General features: G+C 37.3%; 20 protein-coding genes and 2 pseudogenes. 13 read left to right on the top strand and 9 right to left on the bottom strand.

Annotated elements, in window-relative coordinates; translation table 11 throughout:
• Positions 1-218: 218 nt before the first annotated feature.
• The 11 genes and pseudogenes from L3081_RS05400 to L3081_RS05445 all read left to right on the top strand — a co-directional run.
• Positions 219-770: pseudogene (locus L3081_RS05400) on the top strand (NapC/NirT family cytochrome c); the annotation flags it as partial.
• Between the two features lie 676 nt (positions 771-1446).
• Positions 1447-2016 carry an ethylbenzene dehydrogenase-related protein gene (locus L3081_RS05405; protein WP_242284011.1) on the top strand — a complete coding sequence of 190 codons (570 nt, stop codon included), beginning with the start codon at positions 1447-1449 and terminating at the stop codon, positions 2014-2016.
• A 118-nt stretch (positions 2017-2134) separates the two neighbouring features.
• Positions 2135-2527: a ribonucleotide reductase subunit alpha gene (locus L3081_RS05410; RefSeq protein ID WP_242284013.1), complete on the top strand. Its 393-nt coding sequence runs from the start codon at positions 2135-2137 to the stop codon at positions 2525-2527.
• A 38-nt stretch (positions 2528-2565) separates the two neighbouring features.
• On the top strand, positions 2566-2832 hold the full coding sequence (locus L3081_RS05415; protein WP_242284014.1) for a hypothetical protein: 267 nt from the start codon (positions 2566-2568) through the stop codon (positions 2830-2832).
• Between the two features lie 116 nt (positions 2833-2948).
• A complete protein-coding gene (locus L3081_RS28925) occupies positions 2949-3143 on the top strand; it encodes a DUF1289 domain-containing protein (protein ID WP_420839697.1) in 195 nt (64 codons plus the stop codon).
• Positions 3144-3155: 12 nt separating this feature from the next.
• Entirely contained in the window at positions 3156-3521 is a 366-nt protein-coding gene (locus L3081_RS05420; protein WP_242284016.1) for a hypothetical protein, read from the top strand.
• 81 nt (positions 3522-3602) lie between these two features.
• Positions 3603-3821, top strand: coding sequence for a DUF6500 family protein (locus L3081_RS05425; RefSeq protein ID WP_242285567.1), 219 nt, complete (start codon positions 3603-3605; stop codon positions 3819-3821).
• Between the two features lie 77 nt (positions 3822-3898).
• The gene (locus L3081_RS05430; protein ID WP_242284017.1) at positions 3899-4186 is read left to right on the top strand and encodes a hypothetical protein; all 288 of its coding nucleotides are present in this window, start codon (positions 3899-3901) and stop codon (positions 4184-4186) included.
• Between the two features lie 109 nt (positions 4187-4295).
• Positions 4296-6368, top strand: coding sequence for a collagenase (locus L3081_RS05435; RefSeq protein WP_242284018.1), 2073 nt, complete (start codon positions 4296-4298; stop codon positions 6366-6368).
• Between the two features lie 87 nt (positions 6369-6455).
• Positions 6456-6830: a hypothetical protein gene (locus tag L3081_RS05440; RefSeq protein WP_242284019.1), complete on the top strand. Its 375-nt coding sequence runs from the start codon at positions 6456-6458 to the stop codon at positions 6828-6830.
• 50 nt (positions 6831-6880) lie between these two features.
• Entirely contained in the window at positions 6881-7372 is a 492-nt protein-coding gene (locus tag L3081_RS05445; RefSeq protein WP_242284021.1) for a DUF6622 family protein, read from the top strand.
• Between the two features lie 60 nt (positions 7373-7432).
• On the opposite strand, the gene L3081_RS05450 is transcribed toward L3081_RS05445, so the two are convergent.
• From L3081_RS05450 to L3081_RS05490, 9 genes are all read right to left on the bottom strand, one after another.
• Complete coding sequence (locus L3081_RS05450; RefSeq protein ID WP_242284022.1) at positions 7433-7753, bottom strand: hypothetical protein; 321 nt, start codon at positions 7751-7753, stop codon at positions 7433-7435.
• A 94-nt stretch (positions 7754-7847) separates the two neighbouring features.
• Positions 7848-8804: a bifunctional Delta(1)-pyrroline-2-carboxylate/Delta(1)-piperideine-2-carboxylate reductase gene (lhpI, locus tag L3081_RS05455; RefSeq protein ID WP_242284024.1), complete on the bottom strand. Its 957-nt coding sequence runs from the start codon at positions 8802-8804 to the stop codon at positions 7848-7850.
• Between the two features lie 24 nt (positions 8805-8828).
• Positions 8829-9923 carry a M24 family metallopeptidase gene (locus L3081_RS05460; RefSeq protein ID WP_242284025.1) on the bottom strand — a complete coding sequence of 365 codons (1095 nt, stop codon included), beginning with the start codon at positions 9921-9923 and terminating at the stop codon, positions 8829-8831.
• Positions 9924-9951: 28 nt separating this feature from the next.
• Positions 9952-11064 (bottom strand): proline racemase family protein, encoded by a 1113-nt coding sequence (locus tag L3081_RS05465; RefSeq protein WP_242284027.1) that lies wholly within the window; start codon positions 11062-11064, stop codon positions 9952-9954.
• Between the two features lie 5 nt (positions 11065-11069).
• Positions 11070-12143, bottom strand: a complete 1074-nt coding sequence (locus L3081_RS05470; protein WP_242284029.1) for an MFS transporter — start codon at positions 12141-12143, stop codon at positions 11070-11072.
• A 78-nt stretch (positions 12144-12221) separates the two neighbouring features.
• A complete protein-coding gene (locus tag L3081_RS05475) occupies positions 12222-12884 on the bottom strand; it encodes an MFS transporter (RefSeq protein WP_242284031.1) in 663 nt (220 codons plus the stop codon).
• A gap of 311 nt (positions 12885-13195) precedes the next feature.
• Positions 13196-16183 carry a TonB-dependent receptor gene (locus tag L3081_RS05480; protein WP_242284033.1) on the bottom strand — a complete coding sequence of 996 codons (2988 nt, stop codon included), beginning with the start codon at positions 16181-16183 and terminating at the stop codon, positions 13196-13198.
• Between the two features lie 558 nt (positions 16184-16741).
• The gene (locus tag L3081_RS05485; RefSeq protein WP_242284035.1) at positions 16742-17686 is read right to left on the bottom strand and encodes a hypothetical protein; all 945 of its coding nucleotides are present in this window, start codon (positions 17684-17686) and stop codon (positions 16742-16744) included.
• Complete coding sequence (locus L3081_RS05490) at positions 17683-18063, bottom strand: hypothetical protein (RefSeq protein ID WP_242284037.1); 381 nt, start codon at positions 18061-18063, stop codon at positions 17683-17685. The genes L3081_RS05485 and L3081_RS05490 overlap by 4 nt, the downstream gene beginning before the upstream one ends.
• Positions 18064-18186: 123 nt before the next feature.
• On the opposite strand from L3081_RS05490, the gene L3081_RS05495 reads away from it, so the two are divergent.
• Entirely contained in the window at positions 18187-19296 is a 1110-nt protein-coding gene (locus L3081_RS05495) for a trehalase domain-containing protein (protein WP_242284039.1), read from the top strand.
• Between the two features lie 41 nt (positions 19297-19337).
• Positions 19338-20641: pseudogene (locus L3081_RS05500) on the top strand (MGH1-like glycoside hydrolase domain-containing protein).
• The last annotated feature ends 8 nt before the right edge of the window (positions 20642-20649 follow it).

The following is a 20649-nucleotide window of genomic DNA, read 5'->3' on the forward strand; positions in this document are numbered from 1 at the left end:
ATACAGCTTAAAGCAAACAGTTACTTAATTATTAATAAAGGGCATGACGAATGTCATGTCCTATTTTTTAACGATTAAGGATATATAGGCAAGTTACTTTACGTAAACGTTTTTGAAGCAAAGGCAAAATTGCTTGGTTATATAGACCCAGACACTGTTATGGAAATAACAGGATATTTGATTAAACCATCACGAGTCATTCGTTCGTAGGAATCAGCATGACAAATAACATAAATAAAAAACCGAGTTTTTGGTCACGAAAACTAATACTTGGCACTACTATCTCTAGCGCAGCTATCTTCTTTATCGTGGGTATTATCTTTTGGGGGGGCTTTAACACGGCAATGGAAGCAACCAACACCACTGAATTTTGTATTGGCTGTCATGAAATGGAGGATAATGTATATCAAGAGTATAAACCGACTATTCACTTCACTAACCGTACTGGGGTTCGTGCAGGCTGTCCTGATTGTCACGTACCAAGACCTTGGATACATAAAGTTGTTCGTAAAATTAAAGCATCAAGAGAAGTGTATTTTTGGTTAACAGGTAAAATTGATACAAAAGAGAAATTTAATGAGCACCGTTTTGAACTAGCACAAAGTGTCTGGAAAGCTATGAAAAGCACTGACTCAAGAGAATGTCGTAACTGTCATAACTTTGAATCAATGAATCCAGAGTTTCAAAAACCCCGTGCTCGTAAACAACATTTAAATGCTTTTGAAACAGGACAAACGTGTATTGATTGCCATAAAGGTATTGCACATCACAACGTAAGAGACAAGCTGTCTGATGAGGCGTTAGAAGAACTTGAAGCGCCGAACCCCGATTATATTCGTGAGATCCCTCAAGAATATAAAGATGGTTTGGCTCGGGTTGAAGCGAGAGAGGAAGAAGCTGCAGCATTAGAAAAAGCGAAAATTATTGCTGAAAAAGTAAAGGTTGAAGAGCAAGTTGCTGCTGCTGTAGCCGCTGCTGTCGCTAATGTTAGTGGTGCTAAGAAAGTAGCGTCAACTGATGATATTTCAACTGGTGAATCGATAAGCAATATAAAGGTTGATTGGAGTAAAGCTAATTCAACTGATATTGGTGTATTTTACCCAGGAACAGCCTCATTGGAATGGATTTTAGGACGTAATCACGGTGGTAAACGTGCTTTTACTAAGGGTGATCGTTGTATTGATTGTCATGGAAAAGAAATTGCGGATATAGGTAATAACATTGTTAGTGGCGAAAGTGAGAAAGAGCTTGAGCCAAATGTTATTCCTGGAAAACGGGGCCATATTGCCGTCACTATTGATGCAACTCATGATGAAGAAAACCTTTATTTAAGGTTTTCTTGGGCGAATGGAGATCATGCGCCAGTACCTTTTGTTGAGGGGGGTAAAATGGATCCTGAAAACCCAATGAAATTAGCCTTTATGATTGCCACGGATGATGTTGAATATGCAGACAGAGCAGGTTCTTTGGGGTACATGTCATGCTGACGCTAACTCTATGCCTTTTGCACCCGAACAAGCAATATTAAAAGGCTCTGATTTGGCAGAACGTTTAAACTTAAACTCGGGCTTAGGCGTTACTAAATACTTAACTGAATCTCGTACCGAGCCGGAGCTTAAAGGTCGTCGCGGAAAAGCATTAGGAGGTCGGGATAAGCTTAAAGGTGAAGCCGACATTCAAACAGCGCAGGCGGCTAACCAATTTATGGATTTAGTACGCTATAAATCAGGTTCTGGTGAAGTTGAAGACGGTCAAATTTTAGCGTCACGTGATATGCATAAAGGCATGGGTGCAACGGTAGAAGCCGTTTTGAAAAATGGTATCTGGTCTGTTGTTGTTCAACGTAAGCTGAAGTCTGATAATGCAGGCGATGTTAGCATTGAAGCGGGTAAAATTTATAACTTTGGTTTTGCCATTCACGATGATTACACGAGTGCTCGTTATCATCATGTGTCTTTTGGTTATAAATTAGCCCTTGATAATGACAAAGCAGAAGTGAACGCTAAAGCTCAATAGCCTTACTCGTTAAGATTAATAAAAATAAGTGCATTGATTTATTAACTCAGATCAATGTGCTTTTTTTATTTTGTGATAAAATAATTTTACTGTTTACGCAATTTGACACACATTTATTATGAAAACCTTTAAAGAATTACTTGCCCTAACACACGAACAAGAGCAACCGCAGCGTTTGATGTTTTTATTCGCAAATGCTGAATCTAAAAACCCCAAAAAAAGCAAAAAACATCAACAAGGTACAATTGAGCCGGTTATGTGTGTTGATAAACTGCCAGAAGAATTATCAACATTTGCCGCATTAAAAGCCGAAGCTGATTCAATAGAAAAAAATTGGAATTTTGTTTTTATCGCCAGTTTAAGTGGTGAAAATGGTATGACGCCTAGCGCAGATGATGCAGAACCTTTCTTGAATAAAATGGCAAACGATGTACAAACAGGTAATAACGTAGGTCGTTATGTGATTTATGATAGAGATGAAAATCCGATAGAATTAGAAGCTAACCAGTAACTTATATCCCTTGAATTTTACCACTGTAACGTTTACAAATGAGAAAACCCAATACATCAACGGCAATGAAAATGCTTATTGAGCAAATTCGAACCGCTTTACCTTTTGAAAAACCTGAACATGAAATATGTGCAGGTAAATGTGTTGGGTGTGCAAAAAAAATGTTGGAATACATGGGAAGTGAACTAGATCATTATCAATGCCAACTTGATAATGGTGAAATACCCACCTTGGGTGAGTTGAATGATTTAGCTCGTATTGCTCAGAAAGTTCATCGTAATATGGTAAAGAACAACTTAGTATAAACAGTTAGCGGTAGACTTAACGCAATAACCTATTAAGTTAGCACTACTGATATCCCCGTTTATTTAGAAAATTGGTGTAAACTCTCGTTTAAAATAAACGGTAAGGTATAGAAAGTATGTTTATTGGCAATAATAGAAATATTATCACCCCGTGTATAGGTCAATGTGACTTAGATGATAATGATAATTGTATGGGGTGCTATAGATCATCTCAGGAAATTTCTGATTGGATAAACAAAACTGAAGATGAAAAAATAGCGATAGTTATTCGCTGTAAACAAAAGATAGCATTGAACTCTCAAGATAATTAAAAGGGTCTGATTTTGTATTTATATCTAGGTTATTTATCGGTTCAACTCTATGCATTAATGACTAAATTATTAGAATCAAGTATTCCATTTTCAGCCATCATTTTTTCGACAATTGTTGTACTTATTTGGTCATTTATTCCTGTGATTGGATATTGGTTAGCTAAAGTATTTAAAGCAAATGGTAAAGCAGGCAATTTGACCTTATACGCTTTTGGTTTGTGTGTTGGCTTGATAGAAAATAGTTTGTTTTACTTTGATTTTCTCACGCAAAAACAAATGTCATGGGGAATATTGATAGCGTTTGCTTTGTTTTTTATTTGCGGCTATATCTCTATCAACAACACAAAGCATCAAGACGGCGACATAAAAAGCAGTTAACATATATTCGTATGTTAGCCAAGTACGAATTCCTATTAAAAATAGCCGCGGTTAATCAATTAATGAATAGGGAAATTAATGATGAATAGTGTATTTAGAGCGAAAATTATTGAAATTTGCGATAAAAAAATTGAGAGTAAAGGCGACAATGTCGGTGTTTCTTTTTATGCCTTTTTCAAGAATAAAAACGATAACCCGGCCTTATTGATGGAAATGGCTACTTGGTGGATCCAAACACATAAATTAGATCATTTTGTGAAAGCAAGTACGATAAAGGCTATGATTCAAAGCAATGTATAAGTCTTATGTTTTCTGATGCAAATCAGTGCAGGTAAGGTATCTTTCAATAAATCAGTTATGGCGTTAGTAGGGGATTTATGGAACATTGGTTCAAACTTAATCTAGGTGATGCAATGCTTGCTAGCATAGCGCTTTCGACCATTCAAATACATTTATCAAATGTGTATGACATGAACAATAAAACAGAAAATTTACTTGCTATTTATCGACACGAATCCCAAGGATTACATTGTAGTGTGATTGTTTATTTAACTGAAAATTTTCAGCAGCTTGCCAAGTTAGATAATGTGATGCGTTGCCATACCCCTCCCTTAGCAGATTCAGCGTTTTTAGCCGGTGATGAAGCATGCCTAAATCAAGTGTAAATTAGATGTAGAGAATACAGTAGATTTTTTACTTGATTTGAGATCAATGAACTCAAGTAATTTGATTAAGTAATTTGCTTGAAAATAAAAAGTATATTGTATACGATTGATGAAATTCAATTATTTTATTCATCGTATGAAAAACAAAAATACCTTTTTATTGGCGTTAAGCACTAGTTTTATGTTGAGTGCTTGTAGTCATTCGTTCACTGTTAGCAATGATGTATCAGCAGAACATTCTGCTGTGGCTAATCCATCAGTGTTACAGTCTGCGGCTATCCAATCTATTCTGACGACAGATCTCAATATCATGTGGAGTCAAGGTTTTGATCATCATCAAAATGATTTGTTGCTAAAGGTGAGTCAGGCCATTTCGGTACTCGCTAAAAAAAACAGCCTAACTAGTAACAGTTTAGCAAATGAAGAATTAGACAAACTCAGCTTTTATTTACGCATATTCTCAAGTTTCGGTCCCGATAAAAACTGGTCAGCTCAAACCGCACCAACACTAAATAAGGCATTATTAGCCTTGCAAAATATGCCAGGTTTTTATCAAATAACCCCTATCACCGCGCGCTTACATGAAAACTATGCGGTTGCTTTATATCGGCTATACTTTCTCGAACCATTACAGCTCTCAACCGCTGATCATTTTGAGCCGTTAACAAAACTAATTAATTTATATGCTACGAGCGAATTAGTACAAGAAAGTGGTGGTAATGATGATAACGCGATTCACTATGCGCTATGGGAAGTTCTTCGAGCAAGTGCGATTTTACCTTATGAAGCATCACGAAAAAACAAACCTGAACACCTTGATATTTTTGCAGAGAATACATCATTGTCTCAAGCGTTATTAGCTTTTATTGGTAGTAAAAATGCCGAAATAAAAGGGGATAATTGGCCAAAACAGCATGCTATGTGGGCGTTAGCACAGTATTACAATGTTTATAATAAGCAATATTTTAATGCGTATTATGAAAAGAGTGAAGCTGAGCAAAAACAATTAGATGATGAAGAAATCACCTTGCCTGTGCAAAAACAAATGATAGATCTTGATAACGCCACTTGGCAAGCTCTCGCGGACTCAATGCCTAATAAGGGGGCTGAAAAGACTGAAGATTCTGACCTACAAAATAAAGCACTCAAAACTCTTTTTAGCGTCCCTTATGTGGTGAGTACTTATCGTGGAAAATCAGAATGTAAAGAGGGAAGTTTAAAAGGTCGTTGCATTGAACCGACAATTGAAGAGGCAACTCCAATAAAGCATGTTTGCTCTGATAGTTTATTTATTCGCACACAAAAAATGACGACAGCGCAATTAGAAGATACTTGTAAAAATTTGATTTCACAAGAGGACGTTTTTCATGAAAAACTAGCGACGAAACGTGTGCCTGTTGCTAATGATTTTAATGATAAGTTACGAGTGGTGGTGTTCAATAATGCTGCCGAATATAACAAGTATGGTCAATTAACGTTTGATATTCATACGAATAATGGTGGAATGTACATTGAGGGCAAAACGCAGGATCCAGATAACCTTGCTACGTTTTATTCTTATGAACATTTCTGGGTACGCCCTAAATTTCAAGTGTGGAATTTAAACCATGAATATGTGCATTATCTTGATGGGCGTTTTCTTAAATACGATACGTTTAATCATTTTCCAAGTAACTTAGTATGGTGGTCGGAAGGATTAGCTGAATATATCTCGCAAGGCGATGAAAATCCCAAAGCATTTAAATTAGTGAATGAAACCGAGCAAGATAAATGGTTAACCCTGCAGCAAGTGTTTGATACTAAATACCGTGATGGTACAGAGCAGGTATATCAATGGGGGTATTTAGCGGTACGTTTTATGTATGAAAAGCACATCGATGAATACCGACAATTAGCACACTTTTTGAAAACAGATTTCTTTGATGGCTATAAAAAGTTATTGGATAAAAGTGGTCAGCAATACCAAGATGAATTTACAGCTTGGTTAAGCGAGCACAATGCCAACTTTGTCGATGTAAGTGAAGAAAAAGATCCGTATAAACCAAGACAGTTCTATCGTTATACTTATAAAGATTATTTGCAGCCAACATCGCTAATAGAAACCCCTCGCCATATGCATTGGCAATACTGGCATGCTAATGCGTTGATTAATAAAGAAGAGATTGTGAAGCAAAAATATTAATTTTATTTCATTTTGTTTTTCTGCTAGGTAAGGTGATATGTTTTAAGTTATATTGGTGCGGAGTTATTTTGTTGTTGAGCTACATCAATGAATGAAAATACGTTATTTGAATTAACCCTTTTTGATCCAGAAAATACGCTTATTTCAAGGTTAGAAAAGCAAAATATAGAATTTACCAAGGTGCCTGTTACCCGTAAGTTTGTGGTTGCCATGGATGAAACTATTAAAATTATTAGTAGTGATAATAATGAAAGTTTGATTGATAACCTTGTTTTAATATTCATGGATTGGCTTAAAGAAAATAGCAATCGAAGGTTGCAGGTTATGCTAGTGGACGCAACTATTGTAATTATTGACAATAACGATATTGAAGGCATAGCCAGTATACTGCAACGTTCATTGAAAATTACTGCATTTGACCCAGAATATAACAACCGAATACTTAACCAAAACTCGGTTTAACAAGTATTATTTGCCGTTTAATACGGTGTTTTTCCAAAAGGATCCGACCAGTGTCAGAGTTAATAAGTCATACACCCACATGGGTTTTTGCAATTTTTTTCACTTTGTTAGTTTTAGGTTTTATTCAAAGCAAAGAGCGTATTGTTAAAGTTAATAGCGTTTTTATTTTACCTATATCAATGGTCGTTTTTTCTTTATTTGGAGTGTTGTCAGTTTTTGGTATTACAATATCAGCAATGGGCTTTTGGATAACAGGTTTAATTGTTGCATTAATTTGGGGGATTAAATTAGCCTATCCAAAATTAGTGAGCTTTTCAGCGCAAAATAAAAGATTAACTATTCCCGGTAGTTGGGCGCCACTTATTTTTATGATGGCAATTTTCTTTACTAAATATATTGTTGGTTATGCTGTTGCTAGAGAGTTAGCTATCGTTAATGAATTTATGTTTATGGCAACAATAAATATCCTTTACGGTGCCTTTAGTGGTGTTTTCTTATCACGTAGCTTTGTAATGTTTAAAGCAAGTAAAACAGCAATGTAAAACGACTATAAATTAAAGGACGGAAACGGAAAGGGAGTCTTCCCGTTTCCGTCCTTTAATTTATAGTGAATATTTTAACCAAAGTTTATAAAAAACTGCATTACAGGTCGTGTTGTCATCCATTTCACCATCTCTATCACAGTCAGAGCCCGTCAATGTTTTTACTACTTGTTGCCCGTATTCATTAACGTCATCCTTGGAAGGTGACACAGTAATAGTAACTTTGGGGGATTTATCAATAAAGTCAGCAACATCTTTGTAAATCATAAACTCTTTTTTAGGGATTAAATGACTTATATCTCGTGCTTTTGGCTTGTCTGCAATAACATAAAATGAATAACTAGATAAAATAAATACTAGTAATAAAAGTAAACCCCTCACTCGTGACACCTATATAATAATTGTTCAGGCTTCAAATTATACAAGTGCCTACTTGTAGGTAACAAGTAATAACAGCATTTTTGACCAAGTCAAGTTACTTTCTAGTACATATTTTCTGATACACCAAATAAGCAGCCACCAAGTCACTCACCGCAGTACCTACTGATTTAAACAAGGTTATTTCATCCGCAGATTGTCTTAAAATTTCAGGCTGTTTACACATATCAGCCAATTCGCCAACAATAGCTTCAGCATTAAAAATTCCTTCGGAAATTGGAATCAATAGCTCACCTGCTTCATTTAAGGTGTTGGCTAGGCTATCAACATACACACGCGCTTTGGTGATAATAGCACTGTCACATTCTCTAGCATCAGCCATATGATTTCCTAAACAATCGATATGGCAGCCGTTACTCACTAATTCACCATCAAATAATGGTGTTTTTGAGCCGGTGGCACAACAGATAATATCAACATGTGGAATTGCTTGTGCTACGTCTAGGCTAGTGTAAAAGCTTATTTGTGGATATAAAGGGCTAAATTCATTAATTAGCTTTTGCACTTTTTCTGCACTTCTGCCCCAGATAGTGACTTTTTTTAGTGGACGAACACTAATATGCGCATGTAATAAATAGGCGGCTAAATTACCCGTTCCAAACAGCATTAAATGTTGAGAGTCTTCTCGTGACAACAACTGACTCGCTAATGCAGAAATAGCAGCGGTGCGCCAGTAGGTAACACTGGTTCCATCAACTAGGGCCAAAGGCTCGCCTGTTTCACGGCGAAACAACATGATTTTAGAGAATAAACCGGGCAAGTCGTGTTTAGAACTGTTGTCAGGAAAATAGGTAAACATTTTATTGCCAATAACTTCGTCATTCCATGAAGGTAGTAACGCAAAAGCATCATGCTTACTGTGATCTTCAGGGGCAAGTAAATGTACTTGTCGCTGTGGCATGTGAAACGGTTTACTAAAACTCTGTTTGAGTAAGGGGATTAATTCAGTAAATGTTAAGCTACTTTGTACTTGTTCGTTATTAATGATTTTCATGTGAGTCTCTTTCAAAATGTGAAGCTAAAGTTCTTGTAAGGCTTTTGGTGCTTGGGTGATTATTTCAAGGCCGTTTTCAGTTAAGACTACGTCATCTTCGATACGAATACCGCCCCAACCCGGAATATAAATGCCGGGCTCTATAGTGATAACACAACCTTGTTCTATAGTGGTTTTGCAGTCAGGGCCAAGGAACGGCTGTTCATGTAATTGCAAACCAACTCCATGGCCTAAACCTTCGCCCGCATGGCCTTTGTAATCACTGTTAAGTAAAATATTCGCAGACTGTTCATATAAGGTTTGCCCACTAACACCTTCAGTGAGCTTATCAATAGCCGCTTGTTGTGCATCTTGCACTAATTGATAAATTTGCTTTTGTTTAGCATCAGCTTTACCAAAAACAAAGGTACGGGTCATGTCTGAGCGATAACCGTTCACCACTGCGCCAAAGTCAATTAAGATTAAATCACCCTGTTTGAGTTTGCGGTTTGATGGGATGCCGTGGGGCAGGGCGCTACGTTCACCAAAACCTAAAATAGTGGCGAAAGACAACTCTTCTGAGCCTAATGTTGCCATTTGATAATCTAACTCAATAGCCAGTTCACGCTCAGTAATACCTGCTTTTACTAGCGGTAGAATATTAGCTAAGGCTTGATCGCCAATGGCTGCGGCTTGCTTAATACTGGCTATTTCATCGGCAGTTTTGATCATGCGCAGCTTTTCAACGGTGCCGACTAAAGCAGTGGTTTGCTTAACTTGTGTTTGTTGTTCTATTTGCGCCGACATTGTTTGCCAGTTGGCAACATTAATATGCTCACTTTCAAAAAAGAGCGTTTGGCAACTTTCTTGATTCAACAGTTCAACAATCAGCTCAGCCAGTGTTTGATTAGCGCGATCACGACAAATAACAGTAAAGCGTTTTTGTTCATGTCCGGCTTGTTCTTTCGCTTGCTCAAAATAACGATAATCGGTAATTAAATAATTAGTTTTTTCGGTAATTAATACCGTCGCAGCATGCCCAGAAAAGTTAGACAGGTAGCGAATGTTAATGTCACTAAAAATAAGTACTGCACTGTGCGGTTGTGTTAATACTTGCCGGCGGAATTGGTTAATTTTCATTTGAATTACTCTTTACCTTAATTATTATTTACCTTAAAAGAAAACCGTTTTTAAGCGGATCATTTTTGTTAATAAGCCATTGCGCTTTTCCGCAAATAAAGGCATTACCCGTTACTTGGGCGATCACGGCATTATAACGTTGCTCATTGTTGCCATAGTAGATGCTTTCAATGGCTTCTACCGAAAACTGACTCCCTAAAATACTTTCTATAACGATACTTTGTTGTAAAGGCACTTCTGCTTTAGCCACATGCAAGGCAATTCGACCGCTAACACCACTACCTGTTGGGCTGCGATCTAATTCACCATCAGCAAAAATGCATACATTACGGCTGTGTACTTCTGTTGTTGACGGACTGTTTTCATTTTCTTGTACGCTTTCTTGCACGAATATCACGCCATATAAAAAGCTCAAATCGTCTTCAAAAGGGTGCTTAACAGTAATCTGTTTTATAACTGCGGCTTTAAATCTTTTACCGTAATCAATGATCTTACTTTGATGCTCTGGTGTTAACGTCAACCCTAAGTCTGCTGCGTTTACATAAGCATAAAAAGCACCACCAAAGGCAATATCAAAATTGACCGTACCAAGTCCAACAACCTCTACACTTTGTGCTTGAGCAAAAACAAAAGCAGGTACAGATTCGAAACTTACTAGAGTAATCGACTTGTTATTTGGAAAGTTTTGAGCAAGCGCTTTAGCGCGAATTTGACCACAAGGTACGTCAATAGCCACTGAAGTAACTTTACCCGTTTGCTTTACCGCGCCAGACTCTACTGCGCATTTGGCTAAAGCAATAACAGCATGACCACACATGGTGCTGTAGCCTTCGTTATGAATAAAAATAGCACCAAAGTGACTGTCTGTGCGTTCAGGTTTAGTAATGATTGCGCCATACATATCAGCATGTCCGCGCGGTTCAAATATCAGCGCGCGGCGCAACTCATCATGGTTTTCTTGGCAATCTCGTCTCATGGCCAAAATGGTATCACCCTTCAATTCAGGGAAACCGCTAGTAATAATACGCAATGGCTCGCCACCGGTGTGACATTCCAAAGTGTTAATTGTTAAAAATTCATCATTACCCGCATTAGGTTGCCATTGATCTAATGTATCAAGCAAGGCTGTCTGTTGACTCATATTATTTACTCATTTGTGTTTGTTGCTTGTTCTAATTGAAACGCTTGTTGCTGTTCAATATCACTCACCAATGTGCGATTGAAAATAACCAAAGCGGTACAGGTTGCAAAACCTAGCAGTGCAATAACGGTCCACATCATCATGGGATTGGCTAAATCAATAGCGAATGATTGATATAACCAACCTGATAATAAGCCACCAAATAAATTGCCTAGCGCCATTGAAACAAAATAATAGCCCATGAACATTGCCGCTTTGTCTGGTGGAGCGAATGAAGCAACGTATTCTTGGCTTTTTGGCGAAGCGGTCATTTCGCCCACAGCAAATATAATCACAGAGGTCGCTATCATTAACCCTCCAAATATAATCCCGTTAGCTAAACCTCCGACCAACATCGCGATGGATAAAATTCCTGTACCGGCAATTAACGTCGGTAATGCTTTGAATCGTTGAATAAAGCGACTGATGAGCACTTGAAACAAGATAATCATTAAAAAGTCGATACTTAAAATAGTCGCCGGATTCATTTGGCGATAGTGGCTTGCCCATTGATTGGCAAAGTCGCTACTGGCTTGTGGTAGTTGATCGCCTGATTGCGCTAATAAACTAAAGGCATTAATGAGTTCATCATTTGGCACACGAATGTCAAGTGAAGCGAGTGTGGTTGAAATTTCTTTAATGCTTGCAGCACTGTGATGTAAATCTAAGTTAGCTAAGTCTAGGTTGGTTAGCTCTTTACTTAATCGTGCTATTTCATTCGCCAAAGTATCAATATTGATAGCGGTTAACGTGTCGTGCAACCAAGGGCTAACGCTGTGTAATAATCGAACTAAATCGGAGGTGTCAACAAAGTCGCGAATGAATACAGGTAAGGTAATAAAAATTTGTAAATATACCACCCAGAAACCAGTAATAATCAGCAAATAAACCATGAACGCTTTATTGCCAACTTGCATGGTTTGTTTGTACCAAGGCGTAGGGCTGCTATTTGCACGTTCATTTGTCTTACTCTGTTTAACTGTTTTAACAGCCCATATATCCCAAACAATCGCTGAGATAATTAAAGCTGCAGCAATCATGCTAGTCAATTCTCCACTCTGAACAATACCAAAGATAAAACGACACTAATAATACCAATAATGGCACCACTAATAAGGCTAGCCGTGAATTACCCAAAGCACTTCTTGCATCTCTTTAAATACTTGCTTTAGGCCACCTGTTTTTACATGGCGTTCAGGCTCTTTGTAAAAGAATAAAGCAGGAATAAAATTAACAGAAATCCAGATGGCAGCGAAGGTAAATACCCACTGCCGACCATAATTTTTTTGAATGATTGGTGCTAAAACGGGCCCTAAAAAGCCACCAATATTAACCATCATATAGAAAACACCAAAACCTAAACCTCGGTTAGTGTTATCGGTACTGCGACTGATAGTGGCGATAACCACAGGTTTGAATATACCAACACCTAAAGCAATCAACATGAAGATACTAATAAAACTGCCTAAGTTTGTTGCGTAACCTAAAAAGTAATAACTGGGTGCCATTAAAACGAATGAAAGCAGAAACATTTTTCGATAACCAACTCGGTCTGCTAACGCACCTGAAATAACCGGGAATAAATATAAGAAAAAAGGCACCACGCCCATAATCAAGCCGCGTTCAGTATTACCAAGCCCTAACCCACCTTGGCTGCCGGGTGTCATAATATAACTGGCAAGCAAGGTATACATGCCGTACCACGCTAAGCGTTCGAATATTTCCATGGTGTTGGCAACATAAAATGCTGCGGGGAAAGGGGTTATAGTGGTGTTTTTCATAAGTTCTCTGCAGTATTATTTTTATAATTTAACGTGCCTATGTATTTTGCTCAGGACAAAATGATGTATCCATTGTAGGGGGTAATTTATTGCCCCTTGTCGGACTAAAGTCCAACCTACATAGGATATTTTAATAATTATCAGTAGCGCCTGAGTCATCTACATAGGCATGTAATTTAATTAACTGTAAATGTGATTGTATACAGTATACCTTTAATTTTCAAGTGCTCATATCTGTAGTAAATATTTAGCATAAAAAAGCCGCTCAATTGAGCGGCTTTGGCTAGAAAATAATGATTTATTCGCTGTGATTAGAAACGATAGCTTGCTTCTAAGCTAAAGTAACGCGCGGCTAATCGATCCGTCGTCATACCCCAATTTGGGTTTCGTTCTAAGCCACTATCACCATATTGTGAACGTATTTGCTCAACAGCAATTTGGGTGTCAGCATTAAGTACATTAAATGCGGTTGCTTTTAGTAACAGATCACCACCACCAACTTCAACATTATATGAAAGACTTAAGTCAATCTCTGTAGTCCAGTCTGTTTCACCGGCGCTGCCGCGCGGAGTCGGGTTGCCTTCTTCATCATAGAAAGATGCTTGATCATAGTATTTACTAATACAATCTTCCCATAATGAACCGGCAACACAACTGTCTTTACCTTCAGGATGCACACTGAACATATTGATCGGCATACCTGAAACAACTCTGGCGTTAAAGCCAAAGGTAAATGAGTCTGAAATTTCATAGTAGCCGTTAAGCTTGAAAGCATGACGACGGTCATTGGGTAGATTTCCATTGGCATGATCCATTAAGCCAAGATAATCATATGAAGTAGTCCAACCTGGATCATCTTGACCATTATCCGTTCTTACTAAACCTTCAGTATTCCCCCAACTGTGTGACCATGTATAAGAGGCATTATAGAAGAAGCTATCACCGCCTACACCTGACAATGTTGTCTCTAACGCACCGTATTGACGTTTAGCTTCAGGTAAACCGAGTTCAGATGAAGGAATAAGTATAGAGGTTTTTGTACCATCACCATTCATATCGTATGTCATTTCAAGATCTTCGCCGGGGTTAGCTAATACATAACTAGGAATTGTGCTAGCTTCAATACCATTGGCAGCGAAATATTTTGATATGGGTGAATTGTAATCGGTATCTTCAATTGAACGACCCAAATTACGGTAGATAGCTCGCATACCAAGCTTCATATCACCGTCCATGAACTCTTGTTCAAAACCAAGGGTAATTTCATCTGAATACATAGCTTCTAGATTAGAAGAAGCGATAAGATCAGGCTCAGAAGAAGCCGGTACAGTATATTGACCAACGTGTTCACCAGTTGATGGCGAACCATCGTTTAGTAAAATAACTTCACCCGTTGTTGGATCGGTGTCTCCTACTAAATAATAATCGTGTACATCACTACGATCACCACCTTGCACAATATTCATGTTGGCAGAAACCGGCTGAAAGTAGCGGCCGTAGGTAGCGAATAATTTAGTTGTTCCATCGCCGGAAAAATCGTAGATTGCTTGTACTCGTGGAGCAATTTGGCCTTTTATATCAATGTATTTCCTACCATCAGAAACGGTATTAGCGACATCAGAGTAACGTACGCCTAAATTTAATACTAACTGATCTGTTAGAGTCCAAACATCTTGAATATAAAATGCGGTAGACTCTACATCTGAATCTGAAAAATCAGTACGAATACGCTGATCAACATAAGCAGTGCCTTCTGGTAAACCATCTCTGCCACCTCCTGCAGCGTAAGTAGCAGTCCACCAACCTTCGCGGCCAGGAACACCATTTTGTTTAGATTGGTAGTCAACCGAAATCTTAGTGTAATCTACGCCGATTTTGATATCATGAGCGTCTAATACCCAGTTAAAATCTAAACGGAGTTGATCACGGATAAATTCACTTTCAGTGACAACATCATCAGTCTCTGCCGATATATATTGTTTTGAGCCTGTTAAATAAGAAACAACCAAAGGGTCAGTATTTTCTACTGCGTTATATGTATTATCTGTTGTACGACCGGCAACAAACTCAATTGTCATTGCATCATTTAAAATACCTGAGTATTTCAAACCATATACATCACCACCTGTGCTCGTTGCATATGACCCCGTTGCTGCACCAACTTCTTGGGTAGCGCCATCATTTAAGAAAGTGGTACCCTTGCCTTTCTTAGTAAACCCTATAGTAGTTAATTCGATAGAATGTTCGTCATTAATGTACCAATCTAATTTACCAAAATAACGATCTGACGTTGTTTCACCTTCATCTAATGTATTTATTTTAGCTGCAGAGTAGTCATTTTTTTGCGGTTCATATAAAGCATAGAAAAACACACTATCTTCAATTAAAGCGCCACTTGCCCAAATATTATAACGAGTAAATGTCGACTCATCTTGAGCGGTGTTTTTATTAAGTGTGCCATCAGCATTTAGTAAGTTATCGTGATGCTCACGAGTTGCCTCCGGGTCTACACGCAAGTAACCACCAAACTCAAATTCATTTGAACCAGATTTTGAAACAGCGTTGACAATACCACCTAAGGCACCACCAAATGACGGATCAATACCGCCTGACTTTATTTCAGTTTGTGAAATAGCTTCCCAAGGCATTGAGATTGAGCCAATACCTGTCTTGATTGAAGTAATGTTTATCCCATTCAGGTAATAGCCATTCTCTGCCGACGAACTACCACCCACACTAGCGCCATCAAATTCAGAGTTACTTGTTGTTCCCGGAGCCAGAAGAGCCATTGCTTCAAAGCCTGAATCAACAGGCATTTTTTCCAATTGGTCAGCCGTTAAAACAATACCACCAGTTGAAGACTCTAAATCAATTTGGCTGATTCTAGAGCCAGTAACCGAAATTCGTTCAATATCGGCACTGGTATTTCCTACGGCTAATAACACGCCGTTATAAACGATTGCGCCCCCAACGGTAACCGTTAGGTCGCGTTCTTCAATGGTATCGAAACCTTCTTTTGTAATCGTCATGCGGTATTCACCAACGGGAAGTTTCCGTAATGAATAAGAGCCATCTACTGCAGTTTGGATAGTGCGGGTAATATTTTTACCTTTGTGCTTTAAAGTAATAGTAGCGCCACTTGTTGCTTGCGCCGAAGTATTAGTGATAACCCCTTTAACCGAACCGTTAAAGGCATCTGCCGCCATTGCCGTAGGCATTGACAGCATAAGTGCAGTACCAACAGCAATAGCTGCTAACGATTTACGTGGCTTGAAGCCACTTTTAATTATGTTTGACATGTTTTTACCCTTGTTCATGTTGTTTTAGTTGTCGCTCATTGTAAAAAGTCATTCCCTTAACCTAAAAACAAGCAAATGCAATAATCGTGTGTAGTTATATAACATATATTGTATACAATATAGTATTTTTTTAATGAGTAAAGTGAGATTTTTTGTTTTTTGGATGGATTTACACTAGTTACTGTTTTAGGAAAAAAAGGGTAATTTTGTACATATTGGTTAAAAATAATCAGTTGCAGGTATCAGGTAAAAGCGTCAAGACATCATTGGCTCTATTCTGTAGATAAGTCAACTTACTGTGATTAATTAAAATTTAATTTGATGATAATCGGCTTTTTATGGGAAATGTTTTGAATCGTTTATTCTTTTTATGAATATATATATACATAAAAAAACTAAATAAATGTTTTTCTATCTTTATCGATTTATATTTTTTTAAAAGTAAAGTTTTATGCAACACAGATAGTTTAGTTCCCTTAATTAATTAAGGGAACTTGAGCAGATGTTTATCACGATTTAGAAAGGAATAAGTAATATGTTGATTACTCTGATTTCAGCCTATTGCATCATTGAAGCTGTTTTAGGGGCTGCCAAAAGCTCAGCAAAGACATTCCAACGAATGTTGTCATCACCAGTTCCTGTTAGTTTATCAACATACTTATGTACTAGATCTTGTCCTAAGTTATAGTTAATCACGTATGCTCGATTAGCCTCTATAAAGCCGATTCTTTGTTCCGCTTTTTTTGCATTGACTAAAGAATATTTCATCAATAATTCAATCGCTCTGGGCTTATCAATAATACCATCAAGATATTGGGCTGCGACGTAGTTGTCGATATATGAAAGCTCTTCTTTTAGCGCTTGGACTTGATAATATTTTTGAGCTTTATTCGCGTCTAAACCGGCCAATGGAAATAACACGTCTTGTTCAAATTTCAATCTATCTTCAGCATTGAAAACGACTTGAATACCATAATTAGCACTACCTTCTGCTAGTAAAGACATGGGTGAAAAGAGTGGGTACACACTGTATTCAATCCGCCCATTGTCATTCACTAAATGTTGCTCTATTTGTGAATTAAATACATGATGTCCGGGATAACCTTCATGACTGGCAAGATCAATTGCTCGGTCTATGTAAATAGGAAAATCAGTATTAAGTTGAATTAAACTGTAACTATTGCCTTTATACCAATTATAGCCGCTCCATACTTTGTTGTTGACATATTCAATGGCAAAGTTTTCTTGTTCAGGTAATGCGATATGTTGTTTTGTGCGCTGACGTGCCTCATTTATTGCTGCTTTAAATACCAGATCTAATTTAGATGTATCTATAATGAATTGGCTTTGAAATTCATTATATTTTTGATTGAGCGACAGATCACCCGGCAATAATTGCTCAAGTTTATTAAGTACTAAATCCAATTGGGCAATATTAATTTCAGGTGAAATAGCATCATATAAACCCAATGATTCTTGCTTAAAACTTAGTGGTTCGTTCAATAGTTCCGGATAAATACGCCAACTGATTGTAGTTGAATTTTCAGAAATTCTTTTCGTTGTTCTTGAGCTTTTGGTACTTGAACTTGTTTAAGCTTACTAAGAAGTTGTTCGGTGTTTTGCTTTAGTTTACTTAACTCAATAGGCATTTCAGTAGGTTGCCATTCTTTCGGCCCATAATAAGCATCAATATAGGAACTATGGTGCTGACCTACGTTAAGAGTAAGTTTGACATACGCTTCAGCGATACCATTAATATTTATTATAGTGCTTTCTTGATTGATATTTTTTTGAACTGACATTTGTTTTTGGCCACATGCATTAAGGGTAAGTAAAGTGATAATAAAAAAGGTAGTTTTGAGGTCTGTAAGTTTTATCAAGATTATTCCTTGTTTTTATATTACAATTAATAAGTATACAATATACGTTTTATTGAGGTGCATTACTAGCTACTGGTTATCACTATTACAATAATTAAAATTTTGCTATAGAGCACCATTACTATGAAAAAGTTAAATACTCTCGTTATTTTTTTATGGCTTATTTCTGTTATTTGTTTCAATTCAGCTAAGTCATGGTCAAAAGCTGTCGCTGAGAACATGTTAAGTGCTGACAACTTTATCAATATTATTGACCGTACAGGTACGCCCAAGCAGTTTAAAGAGTACGACAATTATCATAATCAAAAGTTTAACCCTTTATTTGATTTAGGTGCTTGGCATGGTTTTTTATTGCCTGAGCAACCAGAAGATTATGCTAGCTTTACTGGCCCTATGGTAATTGCCCAAGAATACAGCTTATTTATTGCTAAAAAACTGGATCAAGTAAGCATTGAGGATGTAATTAGCAAACGAAAATATTTATTTTCTGAAGCAAAAAATGAACGCTTCTCAAAAATGGGTTCATTAATACAGCGCTATGCTTTTGATGATTTAACAATTGATCTAACGTTAATTTTTATTAGTAACCGTACAGCATTAATTAAAACAAACATTTTTAATAAAGCCACAATTGATAAAAAGTTAAAATTAACTTGGCAAGGTGAACTACTCAAACAATGGCAGGGCCAGAAAACTATAAAACAGGTGTTTTCTAACTGGGAAGTACACACTGAGATAGATTCAGACGCCATTGTATTTCACTTTCCAAAAGTTCGTGACACTTGGAATTTAATGTTGGATGAGCAAGCACAGTATAAAATTCAGCGTTCAGTGCCCACAAAAACAAGATTAAATATTAATCGCACTGCTTATGAAAGTTTGGCTAATATCACAGTACAAGCAAATCATAATTATGAAATATATAGCACCCAAAGTTTTTTTCATAATCAGCAAGAAGCTTTGAAGGAGCAAACGAAAATTGTAATGGCGTTGGTTAATGGTAACAACCTAATTAAACAAGGCCAGGCTAGATGGTCATCTTATTTAACACAGGCCCTAGCCAATATTGATAAATCTCGACAGCGTCTAGCTGTCAAATCTATTGAAACCTTAATGGGGAACTGGCGAAGTGCTGCCGGTGAAATAAAACATGATATTGTATCTCCATCGGTCACTGCCAGATGGTTTAATGGCGCTTGGGCATGGGATAGCGGAAGCATGCTTATGCATTAGCAAGTATAAATAATGATCTAGCAAAGGATAACATTCGTGCCATGTTTGATTATCAAATAACGTCCGGAGATAGTGTTAGGCCACAAGATGAAGGTATGGTGATCGATGCAATTTTCTATAACAAAGATAAGGCTAGATCAGGTGATGGGGGTAATTGGAATGAAAGAAACACAAAACCGCCACTAGCGAGTTGGGCGGTATGGCAAGTTTATAAAGAAAGCGGTGACGTTAATTTTATAAAAGAAATGTATCCCAAATTAGTTGCTTACCATCAATGGTGGTATAGAAACCGTGATCATAATAAAAATGGTTTGGTTGAATACGGAGCCACGAAACATTCAGCTCATAACAACAAGCAAGAACAGCTAACCTTTAGTGTGCAATTTGAAAAAAAACCGCTTAAGAAAGGCTTAATGTCACAATGTAGCAAAGGCCAAGAAAATAACTTTCACTGTGTTGGCATGAACACCTATCAAACCATATTGGAGTTTGGCAACTACACAAAGCTAGATATAGGTGTTCAACATGCGACAGGTTGGGAATCAGGTATGGATAATGCGGCTAGGTTTGGCTTTATTAATCAACAGCAATTGCAAAAATATGCAGATAAACGAAAGCAAGGTGACCTTGAGCTTGCTAGGAAAGACTGGCAAGTAAGGTTCTTTAAAAATGTTGATGCCAATAATAAATTGTTGGGCTACTCCATCGATCAAGAATCGGTTGAATTAAATAGTTATTTGGCCTTGGAAAAGCAGTTGTTGGCAAAAATGGCAAAATTATTAAGTTATAATAGCCAAGCAGAAAAATTTGAACAAGCAAGCCAAGTATTATCAAAGTACATCAATCGTTGTTTTTTCGATCAGAATTCTGGATTTTATTATGACAGAAAGATCCCAGATAAAGCAGAAGAAAATACTGATTTATGTCAGGGGGAGTTACTTACTATGCGTGGTCGTGGGCCTGAAGGTTGGAGCCCATTGTGGGCGGCATTGCGACCGATAAATACGCTAAAAAAGTAGCAGATACAATGCTTTCTAAAGATGAATTCAATACGTATATTCCTTTAGGCACAGCTGCATTATCTAACCCTGCATACGATGCCAATATTTATTGGCGTGGTAGAGTTTGGTTAGACCAAGTATATTTTGGTTTGATAGCCTTAAAAAAGTATGGCTTTGAGCAAGAGGCTAAGCATTTATTGAATAAAGTAATAACAAATGCGCAAGGATTAAAGAAAGATAAAGCCATAAGAGAAAATTATAATCCTGAAACAGGGGCAGAGCAAGGAGCTACAAACTTTAGCCGGAGTGCAGCTCATCTATATATGCTTTATAGAGAGCTGTAAAATCAGCT

The sequence above is a fragment of the Colwellia maritima genome (genome assembly GCF_022669015.1).
Lineage (GTDB): Bacteria > Pseudomonadota > Gammaproteobacteria > Enterobacterales > Alteromonadaceae > Colwellia > Colwellia maritima.

Bases quoted from the DNA above. Each gene is read 5' to 3' on its own strand.
- lhpI (WP_242284024.1), bottom strand. From the start codon at position 8,804: ATGAAAATCATTAATAACGAACAAGTACAAAGTAGCTTAACATTTACT.
- L3081_RS05475 (WP_242284031.1), bottom strand. From the start codon at position 12,884: ATGAAAAACACCACTATAACCCCTTTCCCCGCAGCATTTTATGTTGCC.
- L3081_RS05405 (WP_242284011.1), top strand. From the start codon at position 1,447: ATGCAGACAGAGCAGGTTCTTTGGGGTACATGTCATGCTGACGCTAAC.
- L3081_RS05425 (WP_242285567.1), top strand. From the start codon at position 3,603: ATGAATAGTGTATTTAGAGCGAAAATTATTGAAATTTGCGATAAAAAA.
- L3081_RS05440 (WP_242284019.1), top strand. From the start codon at position 6,456: ATGAATGAAAATACGTTATTTGAATTAACCCTTTTTGATCCAGAAAAT.
- L3081_RS05430 (WP_242284017.1), top strand. From the start codon at position 3,899: ATGGAACATTGGTTCAAACTTAATCTAGGTGATGCAATGCTTGCTAGC.
- L3081_RS05465 (WP_242284027.1), bottom strand. From the start codon at position 11,064: ATGAGTCAACAGACAGCCTTGCTTGATACATTAGATCAATGGCAACCT.
- L3081_RS05470 (WP_242284029.1), bottom strand. From the start codon at position 12,143: ATGATTGCTGCAGCTTTAATTATCTCAGCGATTGTTTGGGATATATGG.
- L3081_RS05495 (WP_242284039.1), top strand. From the start codon at position 18,187: ATGAAAAAGTTAAATACTCTCGTTATTTTTTTATGGCTTATTTCTGTT.
- L3081_RS28925 (WP_420839697.1), top strand. From the start codon at position 2,949: ATGTTTATTGGCAATAATAGAAATATTATCACCCCGTGTATAGGTCAA.
- L3081_RS05460 (WP_242284025.1), bottom strand. From the start codon at position 9,923: ATGAAAATTAACCAATTCCGCCGGCAAGTATTAACACAACCGCACAGT.
- L3081_RS05480 (WP_242284033.1), bottom strand. From the start codon at position 16,183: ATGTCAAACATAATTAAAAGTGGCTTCAAGCCACGTAAATCGTTAGCA.
- L3081_RS05435 (WP_242284018.1), top strand. From the start codon at position 4,296: ATGAAATTCAATTATTTTATTCATCGTATGAAAAACAAAAATACCTTT.
- L3081_RS05415 (WP_242284014.1), top strand. From the start codon at position 2,566: ATGAGAAAACCCAATACATCAACGGCAATGAAAATGCTTATTGAGCAA.
- L3081_RS05410 (WP_242284013.1), top strand. From the start codon at position 2,135: ATGAAAACCTTTAAAGAATTACTTGCCCTAACACACGAACAAGAGCAA.